This is a genomic window from Mesorhizobium sp. M0293 (genome assembly GCF_040321735.1).
Classification (GTDB): domain Bacteria; phylum Pseudomonadota; class Alphaproteobacteria; order Rhizobiales; family Rhizobiaceae; genus Mesorhizobium.
On the sequence record NZ_JAMYSA010000143.1, the window covers coordinates 1 to 13,238 of the forward strand.

The following is a 13,238-nucleotide window of genomic DNA, read 5'->3' on the forward strand; positions in this document are numbered from 1 at the left end:
GCGCTCCTCGATCCGGCCGTGGCCGGCTTGCGGCTCTTCTTCATGACACGAACAATCGGCCGCGAGCACGGGATCGTCGAAGAACAGCGCGACATCCTCCTCGAGAGTTCCCTGATTGCCTTTGAGCGCCAGGACATAATCGGCCTTCTTGGAGACGATTTTGGCGGCGATCTGCCTTTGCGTTCCCATCGCGTCGATGGTGACGATCGCGCCTTCGAGGGCGAGCATGTCGAGAAGCTCGGGAATGGCGGTGATCTCGTTGCTCTTGGTGTCCACCGCCCGCTGTGCCAGCACGAGGCCCGCCTCGTGCGCCCAGGCCTGAACGAGATGCAACGCGCCTGTCCCGTCGGCGTCCTGCTTGGAGCCGCGCACGGTCTTGCCGTCGATGGCGACGACGCCGCCGATGCGCCCGGCGAGGCTCTTCACCCAGGCGGCGAACGCCGTCTCCAACTGTCGCGGATCGAGCCGTGCGAGCGTACGCTTTAAGGTCTGCGCCGGCGCAACCCCATGCGCGAACGGCAAGATGCGCCGGAGCCAGTCGAGCAGTTCGACGCCCACGTCCTCGATCTCGTCGAAATCCGCCGCTCGGCACAACAGGCCCACGAGCACCGTGAGCAGGATCTCGTCGAGCCGATAGACCACCATTCCGGGCACGCGAGGGTCTTCAATGTCGTCAATATGATCGAGAAAGCTTGCGTCCATGGCCGGTCTCCTTCCCGGCCAAAAGAATCCCGCTTGGTTACCGGAGCGTTAACGATTCATGATTCCGCCCTGGAAATGACTCATGCGCGCCTTGCCAAGCGGTGCCCATTCCTCCATGGTGGCCCCAAAGTAATAGCCCTCCATCTTGATGCAGTCCTGGAAAGAGGCCCCGAGCGCCGACAGTGTTTCGGGATGCTTTTCCATGATGAAATGGCTTTGCGCCACACCATCGCCGGGATAACCAATCTTGCCATCGGCACTTTCCGCCGTGCGGTTGGCCAGGGCGATGGATTCGCCTGCACGCAAGCCTGCCGTTACCGCTCGTCCATTCAAAAGCGACTGTATATGCGGGGGTACGGGTCGCGGGACTGCTCGGACATCGGAATTCCTCCGCCAACTGCGCTGGGCAATAGCCTGTATCTGGATCGCCTGGCCGGCAAAAGGCTGCATGGGTTCTGGCATCGTGCTGATCGACGGCATCGGATCGAATTTGAAAAAGCGAGCCAGTGCCGCGATCAGTTCCCAATCGTCGCAGTCCGCGGTGTAGTGCACCTTGAGCCGCACGACGTCGTCGAGGGTGCAGGTCTCCGCCGCGAGCGCTTCAGCGAGATTAGCCATCCCGCCACCGATCTGTTTCTCTAGATCGCCGGGATGTCGGATCCGCCCTGTGTCATCGAAGTCGCCAGCTCCCCCGATGAAGGTAAATACACCAGCGCTGGCCGACAAATGATGAGCCCGCCCGATTGGTAGGCTCCAGATCTGATGCCTCATGTCTCGATTTAACCCTTCAACTCTATGAGTCGTCGTCCGACCAGCCCAAATACCTTGTCCATCACTTCCCGACAGAATGATGATTTCTGTCGGCAAATTCGGCGGGGTTCACGCTTTTGCTGGTGCGGAAAGTGTTCCTACACGGAATAAGTCGTGATTCCGGTGAATGGCAGTCGAGAAGGTCGGCTGTGAGGAGGCGTCACAAGGCACCTCCTCCTCACCTATCGTCGTCAGTGTTTTACTTGTCACACAATTGCGCCGTGGTAACCTTGTCGGTACCTCGTGTACCTTCTTCGAAGTCGTACTTCTTCATAATTTCCAGATACTTACCGTTCGCCCTGATTTTACGCAAACCTTCATTATACGCGTCACGCAACTCCGCACTGTCCTTGTTGAAACCTGCACCGGTGCAGAAGCTGAAGTTATCGAGTCGGACTAATGAGTATTCCCCAGAATTTTGCCTCTTGGATAGCGATGCCGCTGTGAGCGCGTCATTAGTAAAGACATCGATGCGCTTGTCAGTTAGGAGCTTAAGTCCGCTAGTCGCATCAGGAAAAACTACGATGTTCTCCTCATTCACGCCAGCTTCCCGCGCTAGCTTCTGTTCGCTGCATCCACCGCACACGCCAATCTTCAAGCCTTGCTCGGCCACATCCTTGAAGGTTTTCACCTTTGCGCCGAGCGCGGCCGACACAATGAAGGCCTCGCCGTTACATCCAACCGGTTCGGAGTAGAGGATCGCTTCGCAACGCTCCGGTTTGATGAAAAGTGCGCCAGCCGAAATCATAGTCGCACGGCGCGATTGTATGGCGGGGATCATTGCCCCATATTCCATAACCTGAGCGGAAAATTTCGTGATACCAACTTCATTGAATACGGCTGCGTCCAGTTCGGGCCCCAAACCACCCGGCGATCCGTCAGGGTTCATTTTCATGATCGGTGGTTCGTTGGCAATGGCAATTGTAATTCCATCTGCCTTCGCCTCTTGGAGGGTCTGTGCATGCGCGCCATAGCTATGCAGATTTAACACTGATGTAACTGCGAGCGTCATTGTCAACCGGACTAACCGACGGCTTCGGCGATTCGTTACTTTAGTCATTTTCATTCCCCATTTTCTTTGGATTGCTGTGTTAACATCATTAGTACGTCTGGAAGGCTAGTTGCTTTTATTCCATGGCACTTCCTACATTAATTTTGGGCCAAGTTCCCCTCCGAGAAATAAAGCGATCCGGGTAAAGCCTCTCGTAGGCGAGCGCCGCACTCAGCACGCCCGCGTCGCCCCCCCGCGCCCCGATGATTTGCAAACCGATAGGAAGGCCATTTGATGATAACCCACAGGGAACCGAACAAGCTGGTTGTTGGCTCAGATTGATCGGAAAGCTGAAGGAAGACCATTCAAAGGAGTTTGCAACTCCACTTCCAGCAGGAAAATCACTGCCGGCCTCGAAGGCGGTGATGGGAACTGCGGGTGACACAATGCAGTCATAGTCATTGAGAAGCGCATCCATCTTTGCGCCGAACTCAGCTCTTCGTAGCTCAGCCTGCATGCGCTCAACGGCCGTGTACTTTTCACCGACGCGAGCGGCATTTGTGAAGCCCGGATCAAGCAGCGCATGATTCTCAGGATCGATGGAGGACAGGCGGTTAGCCGCTCCAACAAACCAGAACAAATAGAACGTTTCTAACAAACTATCCTGTTGCGGAAGCGCTATCTCCGTAACTATGGCACCTGCAGTCTGCAGATCACCCATGACAGCGTCAACTGCGGCGGCGACTTCTGGATCCACCCCACCCACGCATGGCGTATTCCAATATCCAATTCGCTTGCCAGTCCAATTGATCTCTTGCAGCGAAACATCCGGAAAAGCTTCCGAAGGCTGGGTCCAGTCTTTGCGATCACGACCGGACATGGCGTTTAACATCGCTGCCACATCGGCAACGGTGCGCGCCATCGGCCCGATATGGGCCACGGTGCCGAATGAACTTGGGGGATAAGCGGGGACTCGGCCATAAGTAGGTTTATGCCCAACGATGCCGGTGAAAGAGGCCGGAATGCGTATAGACCCGCCGCCATCGGTTCCAAGGTGCAGAACGCCCGCACCGGCGGCAGCTGCTGCAGCCGCACCTCCCGAAGACCCTCCGGGAGTGCGATCTGGATCCCAAGGATTGCGTGTAATCCCGTATTCTGCGCTGTCGGTGACAGCCTTCCATCCAAACTCGGGAGTCGTAGTCTGCCCAATAAAGACCGCGCCTGCCCTGCGTAAATTGGAGACGGAGGGAGCGTCGTGGTGAAACGGCCGGTTATCGGTTGCCCGGCTGCCGTACCGCACCTTCCATCCCTCGACATGAACAATATCTTTGAGAGTCGTCGGTACACCATCAATCAACGAAAGTGGCTCCGCGCGAGCCCAGCGCTCTTCCGCCATCCGCGCGGCATCGAGCGCTCCTTGGTGATCGAGAAAGGTGAAGGCGTTTAGCGATGGCTGGATTTCCTCTGCCCTGTCCAAAGCCGCCTGCGTCACTTCTACAGGCGACAGTTCTTTTCGCCGATAGGCGGCCGCCAGCGAGGCAGCATCCAGGCGACAAAGCTCGGAAGCATCCAGTGCGATAGGGTCTTGTCTGCTCTTCACAGCGAATCTCCTGATCATTTTTTTGACACTATGCTGACGTGAAAAAACTATAAAATGCATAATATGGTACGGAGTCTTACATGAAATGCACTAATGAATGCGCCGCATGGGGTTGCCGCGCGACGTCTTGGCCAAAGGCTCTGCAACCGATCACGCCGTGTTTGCCAGCGTCGCCAGGATTCACAACCGGATCAACGAGACGCTCTTCGACAGCCCGCAGGATTATGCGCCCCGATTCGCCACCAAGCCCAGCGGCGGCATCGACCCCCGACCGTGGTGCCAGGGATTCCACGCGGCCATGAATCTCAACATCAAAAGCTGGAAACGGCTGCTCGACCTCAAGAACCCAACCACGGCTTGCTGCTGCCGATCTACTGCGTCTACAAAAAGGGGCAGCCCGTCCTCGGCAAGCCCAGGCCGGGACCCGAGACCGCGCACTTCATCGAGCATGAGGCGTACAAAGACATCGCCCTCGTCATCCCCGCTCTGCGCGAACTCCACTACGTCACCCATTATGACCCGGCGTGATCGGCGCTGGCGCGCCGACCAACGAGCGACTTAACCATCAAGACGATTTCGGGAAAGGTGCCTTGGCGCACCGCTCTGATGTCCTTTGCAAGGCGCGATCTGCGCAGTAATCCACCCGACACCGATTTCCTCGGTCGGTTTCTCATTGACTGAGCGCCTATCGGTGGAGACGTGGCCAGGACGCGGGTGAACAAGCTCTGATGCGCGGGTTGGTTACCACATGTCCATGTATTCGTCCGGGGCTGGTCCTCTCTTCCAACGGGCGTAGGCATTCCGGCCAAAAAGCGGTGCCGGGAATTCCTCATTCAATGCCACGTCCCCGCCGATAGGCGCGATGATTATTTCGTCGCGACCGAGATCCAGGTTCCTGCCTGCTGCTCATCCGCTCGGGCGATGGCCCACATGAAAGCAGCGAGTTCCCGAGCTATTGCGGTCACAGCCACGGTGCTGCGCTTGCCACGTCGTTCAGGGCCCTGTAGCGCTTAGTCAAGCGCGCCTGTGCGTTCCAGGCTATGTCTCGCACGACTTCAGTGCGGCGCGGCGATCGGGATGAGATTCAGCGTCAATCAGGATGAGACTCTGCGGCGGGGGTGTGACGTAGGGAGGGCGTAGCCCGACCGGAGTTACACCCCCGCCGCGGCGCCATTTTTCAGCGTCTGTGATCGCGGTCGGCCCGGTAGCTTGGTGGTTTTCTGAATGGAGAATCACCTTTGTGCCGGGTCGCCATGTAACCGATCATCAGACGAGGCTTTTTATGAAGTACCGACAGAACAATTCCATCGAGGTAGCCGCCGCCAAGGCGTCGATCAGCAGGGCGACAGCCTATCGTATCGAGCACGATCCCCGGCTTCCCTCGCAAAAGAAGCAGCCCCGTGAGCGCCGTCGCCCCGATCCGCTTGAGCATATCTTCGAAGCGGAAGTCGTTCCGCTTTTGAAGGCGGCGCCTGGCATTCGTGCCGTTGCGATTTACCAGGAGATACTGCGGCGGCACCCGGACCTGAGCGAGGGCATTCGCCGGACCATGGAGCGGCGCATTCGGTCATGGCGCGCCATCCACGGCGAAGAGCAGGAGGTTATCTTCCGTCAGCTTCACGAACCCGGCCGGCTCGGTCTGTCGGATTTTACCGACATGAGCAGCCTGGGCGTGTCGATCTCGGGCCAGCCGCTCGATCGTCTGCTCTACCACTTCCGGCTCGCCTGGTCGGGCTTCGAACACACCCATGTCATTCTCGGGGCGAAAGCTTCGTGGCCCTGGCCGAAGGACTGCAGAACGCGCTCTGGTCACTTGGCGGAGCGCCGCTCTATCACCGCAGCGACAGCCTGTCGGCGGCTTTCCGCAATCTCAGCGCCGATGCGAAGGAGGATCTCACGCATCGCTACGAGGAGCTCTGCGCCCATTATCGCATGACGCCGACCCGCAACAACAAGGGCGTCGCCCACGAGAACGGAGCGATCGAAAGCGCGCATGGCCATCTCAAGGACGCGATCCGTGACGCCCTTCTGATGCGCGGCAGCAGGGACTTCGACGATCTCGGCACGTACCGCGCCTTCATCGACGAGATCGTCAGCCGGCACAACGCCAATCATGGCAAGCGCATTGATGCCGAGCGCCCTCATCTGCAGGAACTCCCCGATCGGCGGACCAGCGACTTCGAGGAGGTGGTCGTGACCGTGTCGCGGACCGGCGTTCCCTCCCGCCTGATCGGACACCGGCTTCGCGTCCGGCTGTTCGACGATCGCCTCGACATCTTTGTCGGAGGAACACGTCTGATGACGCTTCCCAGAGGCCGCGGACATGCGGATGGAAGGCACGATCAGGTCGTCAACTACCACCATGTCATCCATTCCCTGCGCAGGAAGCCGATGGCGCTCCTCCATCTTGTCTATCGCGACAAGCTCTTCCCGCGGCAGGAATACCGCAGGGCCTTCGATGCGCTCGTCGAGCAGCTTCCCGATAAGCAGGCCTGCAAGATCATGGTCGAACTGCTGGCGCTTGCCCACGAGCGGAGTTGCGAGCGCGAACTCGCCGAGCAACTCGCCGAGACCCTCGACGCCGGCGACCTGCCCGATATCGCTGTCTTGCGAACGCTCTTGGTCCGGATCCCGCGCGGCTGCCGACCGTCTCGGTGCAGCTTGCTTCCTTCAACGGCTATGAAGCCCTGATCGGCACGGCCTATGCGGGAGACGTCGCATGAAGGACGCCCACATCATCGACGAAGCCCGCCTCGGCATCATGCTCAACGAACTCAGATTGCCGACGATCAAGACCCTGTGGCCGCAATTTGCCGAACAGGCCGATCGAGAGGGATGGCCCGCCGCCCGGTTCCTGTCGGCCATTGCCGAGCATGAGTTGGCCGAGCGCGATCGGCGCCGGATCGAACGACACCTGGCCGAAGCATCTGCCGCCTGGAAAGACACTCGACAGCTTCGCCTTCGATGCCGTACCCATGGTCTCCAAGGCGCAGGTCATGGCCATGACCGCCGGCGACAGCTGGCTCGCAAAGGGTGCCAATATCCTGTTGTTTGGCCCGCCCGGCGGCGGAAAGTCGCATCTCGCTGCAGCTATTGGGCTCGCCCTCATTGAGAACGGCTGGCGCGTGCTGTTCACCCGAACCACCGATCTCGTTCAGAAGCTGCAGGTCGCGCGCCGCGAGCTGCAGCTCGAGTCCGCCATCGCCAAACTCGACAAGTTCGATCTGCTCATCCTCGACGATCTGGCCTACGTCACCAAAGACCAGGCCGAAACGAGCGTGCTCTTCGAACTCATCTGCGCAAGATATGAGCGGCGCTCCGTCATGATCACCGCCAATCAGCCCTTTGGAGAATGGAACAGGGTCTTTCCGGATCCCGCCATGACCCTCGCCGCGGTGGACCGACTTGTTCATCATGCAACGATCTTCGAGATGAATGTCGAAAAGCTACAGGCGCAGGTCCGCCAAACGCCAGCGCGGCAGGCCCGCCTCCTACGCGACAATCAAAAACACGCACGAACTTGTCGCGGAGCGGCAATCAGAAACCGACAATCGCCTTGCCAGCGACAATCAGCATGATAATTTGCCCGTGACCGCGCTCTGAGAGTCTCATCCAGATTGTCGCGCAGATCTCTCCCAGATTGTCGCGCTATAACTTCAGGCATGTGGCGGCTTTCGAAGTATTTCCTTTTCCCCAGTTTGGCCGGATAGCGGTAAGTCCAAGCGCTCTCTGCCAAGACGCGGCGCACTCGGGCATTCCCAGTCTTGGTGATACCGCCCCGTCACGGCGTCACCGGTCGAGCGCTCCGAGGGGACAAGTCCGAGTTGGCTCTGGCATGAGCTTAAACGGGTCGGATTGCCGGTCGTCTGTATTGATGCTCGGCATGCGAAGGCGGCACTTTCAGTTCGAATGAACAAAAGTGATGAGACCGATGCCCGCGGCCTAGCCGAGCTGGTTCGCGTCGGCTGGTTTCGGGAGGTCAAGGTCAAAAGCACAGAGAGCCAGGCAACCCGATCCCTCCTGGTGGCGCGATCGCGACTTATCGCCATCCGCCGCGATCTCGAGAACCAAGTCCGGTCAATGCTGAAAGAGTACGGGCTGCAGTTCAGTCCCTCAATCGGTGCGCAGTTTCGGCGAAAGGTCGTGGCGTTGGTTGTCGACGGGCATCAGCTTCGATCCGTGATCGAGCCGCTTCTGACCGTCCATGAACAGGCCTGCACGGAACAGGAAAAGCTGGACCGGCAGGTACGACGTCTTGCTCATGAGGATGACACCACGCGCCGGCTCATGGCGGTTCCTGGCGTCGGTGCAACAACTTCATAATGCCCGCTATCAGTCGGGCGAGACGATTATCCGTTACCGATTTCATCCCCGTTACGGGGAAGCGGTGTTGTTGCCGGACGCAATCGCCATGGTGACGAGGTGGCTCTGATCATCCGCCAGCCTGACGGCACGTTGGTGCAGTTGCCAATCTGGATAACGGAAGATCGGGCGGAAGCGATGATGGTGACGGAGCGTCCCCGTCTGCCACTGACGTATCTGCGTGAACTTCGTCTGGAGCTCGATGCCTGTCTAAGCGTGCTGCGCGACGATTCCCGTCGCGAAGGAGGAGACAAGCATGAAGCATCGTCAATCCTGTCACCGCCGATTGGATCTCTTCGTGCGCAAGCCCCCACCGGTGCCGATAGCAACGTCCGAACGGACGAAGCTGGTGCCACTGGTAAGCGCGCTGCTGTCGGAAGCGCTGAGCGTCGCCGCAGCGACGGAAGCCGGCGATGAAGATCACGTCTGACCACCTGGCGCGCGGCGCCTTCATCTACATCGACCGTCGACCAGCTTGCCAACAATCATGAGAGCCGGCGGCGTCAATATGGCCTTGCCGAGCGCGCCCGTGCTCTTGGCTGGACGGATGTGACAGTCATCGATGACGACCTCGGCCGCTCGCGCTCGGGTTCGGGCGTCAGTCGTCCGGGCTTCGAGAAGCTGCTGTCAGCGATCTGTGAAGGCCGTGTCGGTGCTGTGTTCGCAATCGAAATGTCGCGCTTGGCGCGCAACGGACGCGACTGGCACACGCTGATCGAATTTTGCGGCCTGGTTGGCGCGGTGATCGTCGATGAGGATGGAATCTACGAACCCCGCCATATCGGTTATTGCTGGGCATGAAAGGGACAATGAGCGAACTCGAACTGTCGCTCCTGCGGGCCCGTTCGATGGAAGCCCTGAAGCAGAAGGCACGCCGGGGGGAGCTCTTCTTCACGGTCGCCGTCGGCTATGTGAAAATGAGCCCTGACAAGATCGAAATGGATCCCGACCTGCGCGTGCGCGAGGCGATTGGCTTGGTCTTCACCCGCTTTGCCGAAATGCAAAGCATCCGCCAGGTGTTCTTATCGCTTCGCAGTGACCAGATAGCGCTGCCGTACATCAACCCCAGGATCTCCGGACAGCAGCAGGTGCTGTGGAAACATCCGGTCTACACGACGGTGAGCAACCTTCTCACCAATCCTGTTTATGCTGGTGCTTATGCCTTTGGCCGAACCGGAAGTCGGACGATCATTGAAAATGGCCGCAAGCGATCGTGCGCGGCCGTCGCAAAGCTCGCTCAGATTGGGCAGTCTTGCTCGTTGATCATCACGAAGGCTATTTGCCCTGGGCAAACTTTGAAAGGAATCAACAGCTGATTACTGACAATGCCAACGGCAAGGCATGATGGTGCGCGGGCCGGTGCGCAAGGGAGAGACTTTGCTCGCCGGGCTATTGCGTTGCGGTCATTGCGGCCGCCGGCTGCTTGTTGGCTATAATGGCGCAAAGGGTGATGTCGGCCGCTATAAGTGTGACGCGACCCGGAGCAATCCCGACGGTGATCCCTGTATCTCGTTTGGCGCATTACGGGTCGACGAGGCGGTGGGAGCCGAGATCGTGCGGTTGCTGCAGCCGCTCGGCGTTGAAGCGGCCATCCAGGCGCTCGCGCAGCGCGAGCATCAGTCTGGCGAAAAACAGCGCCAGATTGCGTATTCCAATGATTCCGGACGGTGATTCCGAGACGAAATACCGGACGCGATTCCGAGGCGAAGCCGGACGGCTTAGAGCGCCTCTGGGTCTCTTTCGATAATTGTCGACGAACTCGTTTTCGGTCAAGCGGGAGTTGCGTCTGGGACTGGCAGGACCTTGTGTTTGCGCATGCTTTCCCCGGAAAGTTCGATGCGATAGGCGTTATGAACAAGGCGGTCGAGAACGGCATCGGCGATGGTCGGATTGCCGATCATGTCATACCAGTGATCCACGGGAATTTGACTTGTGAGGATGGTGGAACGCTTCTCGTAGCGATCCTCGACGATTTCCAGGGAGATCGCAGCGTTGTTCGTCGTTGGGCTTCTCCGGCCCCCAATCGTCTAAAATAAGCAAGTCCGTTTTGGCCAGGCTCTTGAGCAGCTTCGCGTAACGGCCGTCTCCGCGGGCAAGGGCGAGCGAGGCGAAGAGGCGCGGCACACGGTGGTACGCGACCGAGAGATCCTCGCGACATGCCTTGTGGCCGAGCGCGCAGGCCAGCCAGCTTTTCCCGACGCCAGCTTGTCCGATCAGGAGCAGGCTATGGCGCTGTCTGATCCAGTCGCATGTCGCCAGCCTCATGAAGAGATTGCGATCGAGACCGCGGGTTGCCCGGAAATCGGCGTTCTCGATCTGGGCGTCGTGACGTAGTCTGGCGGCTCACGCTCTGGCCTCGAAGCGCTTCTGACGGCGCGTTGTCGCCTCTCGTTCGAGCAGGAGGGCGAGCCATTCGCCGTGCTGGAGGGCTCGTGCCTCCGGCTGCGTCTCCAGTTCCTGGAACGTGTTGGCCATGCCGGAAAGGCCGAGATCACGCAGCATGTCGATGGTGGGATTGGTCAGCATTTTTTGATTATCTCCTTAATGAAAGTAGCCTGGGCCGCGAAGATTGGCGTGCTCGCCGACGGCGGCAGGTTCGGCGGTGTGCCTGGAGGCTTTGTGGGATTTGATGAGGGCGCTGATGCTTTTGCAGTTCAGGCCGCCGATCTCGAGAGCACGGGCCGAAACGGCTTCGGCCTGCGCTGTGTCGATCGCCTGGTAGAGCTTGAGAACGCCGAGGCATGTCCTGAATCCCTGTTCTGGATGCGGCCGGCTGGAAAAGGATGGCGATGACGAGCCCCTCGGTCTGTAGACCGATCGAACGAGCCCAGCGCCGGAAGCGCTCCGGCGACCATTCCGCGTAGCGGCGGTGCGAACTGGGCATGTGGTCCGGATCGGTTCCAAAACGGGCCCCGCCATAGCGGCGCTGATGGGCAGCGACGCGCTTGCCCTTGAAGAAGATCTCGATCGTTCGGCTCGTCGCCCGGACATCCACCTGCTCTAGAATGAGGCTGTGCGGCACGGAGTAGAAATAGCGCTCGAACTCGACATGATAGTCTGTCGATACACGCGCCAGCCGCCACTCGGCGAACTCGTCTTCCTCGGCCGGCAGCACGGCGAGCGCTGGACGTTCCATCGTCTCGAACGGGTCGCGACGGCATGATGTGGGTGTTGATCCGCTCCACAGCCTCCCGGATAGCGGCATTGGCTTCGTCCAGGGAAAAGAAAGTCTGGTTGCGCAGCCGACCGAGAATGCAGCTCTGCGCGAACCGGACGCCACATTCGACCTTGGCTTTATCCTTCGGTCGCTTCGGTCGCGCCGGCAGAACGCCGACACCGTAGTGCGAAGCCATCATGCCGAAGCTGCGGTTGATCTCGGGGTCGTAGAAGCTCGACCGATTCACGCCGGACTTCAGATTGTCGGGAACAATCAGCCGCGGGACGCCGCCAAAGAAGCGGAACACGCGCACATGCGAGCCAATCCAGTCCGGCAGGGTCTGGCTCCAGGTCGCCTCGGCAAAGGTGTAGCTCGACGCGCCGAGCACCCCGAGAAAGATCTCGGCCTCGCGGATCTCGCCGGTCTTGCGGTCCACGATCGGCGGCTTCTTGCCGGAATAGTCGACGAACACCCTCCGGCGACATGCACCTGGCGCATCGTTGGCGTCAGCCGCCGCTCGAAGCCTCTAAAGAGATCACAGAATCTGCTGTAAGCGTAACCGTCGGGATGAACGGCCCGATACTCCTCCCACAGGATCGACAGCGTCACGCCCGCCATTGGCGCATGCATGAGCCGCCAGGCATCCTGGCGCAGCGCCGTCAGCTTGCGCGTCAGGCGTTTCCCTTCCGTCTTGTGCTTCACGATGAACCGGCCATCCCGGGTCCGCCCGCAGTAGTGGGTGAAGCCCAGAAAGGCGAAGGTCTCGGGTCGCCGCTCGCCACGCCGCTGTCGTGAAAGGGCCGCGAACCGCCCAAACTCGATCAACCACGTCTTGTCCTCGTGGAGAGTCAGGCCAAAGCCGGCCAGCCGCGCCTTGAGGGCCAACAGCATCTCCACCCCGCATGGCTCCTGTCTACACTTCAGACCCCGCGTTGCCGCGACGCCCGCAAGACTCGGTCCCGGCTTGCCCGCTACGGCTTTGGCCGGATGGGACTTGCACCCACAAGCAATTATCAGCTTGGCATGACGTACTCCCTACAGGTGGTGTAGCTCGGCGGTAGCGAAGCCGCTCGCGAGCGCGCCCTCAACAGCGCTGTAGCGAGCGAGCGGCTTCGCGGCGGTCATCGATGTTCTTCGGTAAGGTCGGGTTGCTGACACAACCTGATTCGAAGGAACCACCGATGACCAACGACATGATGAACCTGCGCACACTCGTAGAGAAGACCCCGACGCCGATATCTTGCGCGAGATGATCGGCTTTGCCGCCGAGCGGCTGATGGAGCTGGAGGTGGGCGCCGCCACCGGCGCCGGCTATGGCGAGAAGAACCCGCTGCGGACGGCTCAGCGCAACGGCTACCGCGATAGAGACTGGGAGACGCGGGCCGGCACCGTCGAGCTGCGCATCCCCAAGCTGAGGAAGGGCTCCTACTTTCCGGGCTTCCTCGAACCGCGGCGCATGGCCGAGAAGGCGCTGACCGCCGTCATCCAGGAGGCCTACGTCCAAGGGATCTCGACCCGCTCGGTCGACGACCTGGTCAAGGCCATGGGCATGAGCGGCATCTCCAAAAGCCAGGTCAGCCGGCTGTGCGAAGAGATCGACGGCAAGGTCAAAGCGT

11 protein-coding genes and 8 pseudogenes are annotated in these 13,238 nt (G+C 59.9%); 10 read left to right on the top strand and 9 right to left on the bottom strand.

Annotated elements, in window-relative coordinates:
• From NKJ06_RS31105 to NKJ06_RS31120, 4 genes are all read right to left on the bottom strand, one after another.
• Positions 1–702 (bottom strand): ISAs1 family transposase (locus NKJ06_RS31105; RefSeq protein ID WP_352811872.1); only part of this gene is annotated, 702 nt, incomplete at its 3' end.
• A gap of 48 nt (positions 703–750) precedes the next feature.
• The gene (locus tag NKJ06_RS31110; RefSeq protein ID WP_352811873.1) at positions 751–1,473 is read right to left on the bottom strand and encodes a RidA family protein; all 723 of its coding nucleotides are present in this window, start codon (positions 1,471–1,473) and stop codon (positions 751–753) included.
• Positions 1,474–1,711: 238 nt separating this feature from the next.
• The gene (gene ehuB / locus NKJ06_RS31115) at positions 1,712–2,572 is read right to left on the bottom strand and encodes an ectoine/hydroxyectoine ABC transporter substrate-binding protein EhuB (RefSeq protein WP_352811876.1); all 861 of its coding nucleotides are present in this window, start codon (positions 2,570–2,572) and stop codon (positions 1,712–1,714) included.
• Between the two features lie 67 nt (positions 2,573–2,639).
• Complete coding sequence (locus NKJ06_RS31120; protein WP_352811877.1) at positions 2,640–4,103, bottom strand: amidase; 1,464 nt, start codon at positions 4,101–4,103, stop codon at positions 2,640–2,642.
• A gap of 357 nt (positions 4,104–4,460) precedes the next feature.
• On the opposite strand from NKJ06_RS31120, the gene NKJ06_RS31125 reads away from it, so the two are divergent.
• Positions 4,461–4,631: a hypothetical protein gene (locus NKJ06_RS31125; protein ID WP_352811879.1), complete on the top strand. Its 171-nt coding sequence runs from the start codon at positions 4,461–4,463 to the stop codon at positions 4,629–4,631.
• A gap of 338 nt (positions 4,632–4,969) precedes the next feature.
• Here the strand turns inward: NKJ06_RS31125 and NKJ06_RS31130 are convergent.
• A pseudogene (locus NKJ06_RS31130) lies at positions 4,970–5,163 on the bottom strand (hypothetical protein); the annotation flags it as partial.
• A 180-nt stretch (positions 5,164–5,343) separates the two neighbouring features.
• Here NKJ06_RS31130 and istA point away from each other — a divergent pair.
• Positions 5,344–6,826: pseudogene (gene istA / locus NKJ06_RS31135) on the top strand (IS21 family transposase).
• Positions 6,823–7,706 (top strand): annotated as a pseudogene (gene istB, locus NKJ06_RS31140) (IS21-like element helper ATPase IstB). The pseudogenes istA and istB (NKJ06_RS31140) overlap by 4 nt, the downstream one beginning before the upstream one ends.
• A gap of 73 nt (positions 7,707–7,779) precedes the next feature.
• Here istB (NKJ06_RS31140) and NKJ06_RS31145 read toward each other — a convergent pair.
• A pseudogene (locus tag NKJ06_RS31145) lies at positions 7,780–7,927 on the bottom strand (transposase); the annotation flags it as partial.
• Here NKJ06_RS31145 and NKJ06_RS31150 point away from each other — a divergent pair.
• From NKJ06_RS31150 to NKJ06_RS31170, 5 genes and pseudogenes are all read left to right on the top strand, one after another.
• Positions 7,914–8,423 (top strand): annotated as a pseudogene (locus NKJ06_RS31150) (IS110 family transposase); the annotation flags it as partial. The pseudogenes NKJ06_RS31145 and NKJ06_RS31150 overlap by 14 nt on opposite strands.
• Before the next feature lie 298 nt (positions 8,424–8,721).
• Positions 8,722–8,895 carry a hypothetical protein gene (locus NKJ06_RS31155; RefSeq protein ID WP_352811883.1) on the top strand — a complete coding sequence of 58 codons (174 nt, stop codon included), beginning with the start codon at positions 8,722–8,724 and terminating at the stop codon, positions 8,893–8,895.
• Positions 8,892–9,266: a recombinase family protein gene (locus NKJ06_RS31160; protein WP_352811887.1), complete on the top strand. Its 375-nt coding sequence runs from the start codon at positions 8,892–8,894 to the stop codon at positions 9,264–9,266. The genes NKJ06_RS31155 and NKJ06_RS31160 overlap by 4 nt, the downstream gene beginning before the upstream one ends.
• Before the next feature lie 8 nt (positions 9,267–9,274).
• Positions 9,275–9,781, top strand: coding sequence for a recombinase family protein (locus NKJ06_RS31165; protein ID WP_352811884.1), 507 nt, complete (start codon positions 9,275–9,277; stop codon positions 9,779–9,781).
• Positions 9,782–9,806: 25 nt separating this feature from the next.
• Positions 9,807–10,136, top strand: a complete 330-nt coding sequence (locus NKJ06_RS31170; protein ID WP_352811885.1) for a recombinase zinc ribbon domain-containing protein — start codon at positions 9,807–9,809, stop codon at positions 10,134–10,136.
• Positions 10,137–10,234: 98 nt separating this feature from the next.
• Here NKJ06_RS31170 and istB (NKJ06_RS31175) read toward each other — a convergent pair.
• Both istB (NKJ06_RS31175) and NKJ06_RS35890 read right to left on the bottom strand, forming a co-directional pair.
• Positions 10,235–10,991, bottom strand: a pseudogene (istB, locus tag NKJ06_RS31175) (IS21-like element helper ATPase IstB).
• Positions 10,992–10,998: 7 nt separating this feature from the next.
• A complete protein-coding gene (locus tag NKJ06_RS35890) occupies positions 10,999–11,541 on the bottom strand; it encodes a Mu transposase domain-containing protein (RefSeq protein ID WP_502905663.1) in 543 nt (180 codons plus the stop codon).
• Here NKJ06_RS35890 and NKJ06_RS31185 point away from each other — a divergent pair.
• A complete protein-coding gene (locus NKJ06_RS31185) occupies positions 11,479–11,628 on the top strand; it encodes a hypothetical protein (protein ID WP_352811891.1) in 150 nt (49 codons plus the stop codon). The genes NKJ06_RS35890 and NKJ06_RS31185 overlap by 63 nt on opposite strands.
• A 46-nt stretch (positions 11,629–11,674) precedes the next feature.
• Here NKJ06_RS31185 and NKJ06_RS31190 read toward each other — a convergent pair.
• Positions 11,675–12,094 (bottom strand): annotated as a pseudogene (locus tag NKJ06_RS31190) (IS21 family transposase); the annotation flags it as partial.
• Positions 12,095–12,803: 709 nt separating this feature from the next.
• On the opposite strand from NKJ06_RS31190, the pseudogene NKJ06_RS31195 reads away from it, so the two are divergent.
• Positions 12,804–13,238: pseudogene (locus tag NKJ06_RS31195) on the top strand (transposase); the annotation flags it as partial.

What these genes read in the sequence shown, in the direction of transcription:
- NKJ06_RS31110 (WP_352811873.1), bottom strand. Translation starts at nt 1,473, where the DNA reads ATGAGGCATCAGATCTGGAGCCTACCAATCGGGCGGGCTCATCATTTG.
- ehuB (WP_352811876.1), bottom strand. Translation starts at nt 2,572, where the DNA reads ATGACTAAAGTAACGAATCGCCGAAGCCGTCGGTTAGTCCGGTTGACA.
- NKJ06_RS31155 (WP_352811883.1), top strand. Translation starts at nt 8,722, where the DNA reads ATGAAGCATCGTCAATCCTGTCACCGCCGATTGGATCTCTTCGTGCGC.
- NKJ06_RS31165 (WP_352811884.1), top strand. Translation starts at nt 9,275, where the DNA reads ATGAGCGAACTCGAACTGTCGCTCCTGCGGGCCCGTTCGATGGAAGCC.
- NKJ06_RS31170 (WP_352811885.1), top strand. Translation starts at nt 9,807, where the DNA reads ATGATGGTGCGCGGGCCGGTGCGCAAGGGAGAGACTTTGCTCGCCGGG.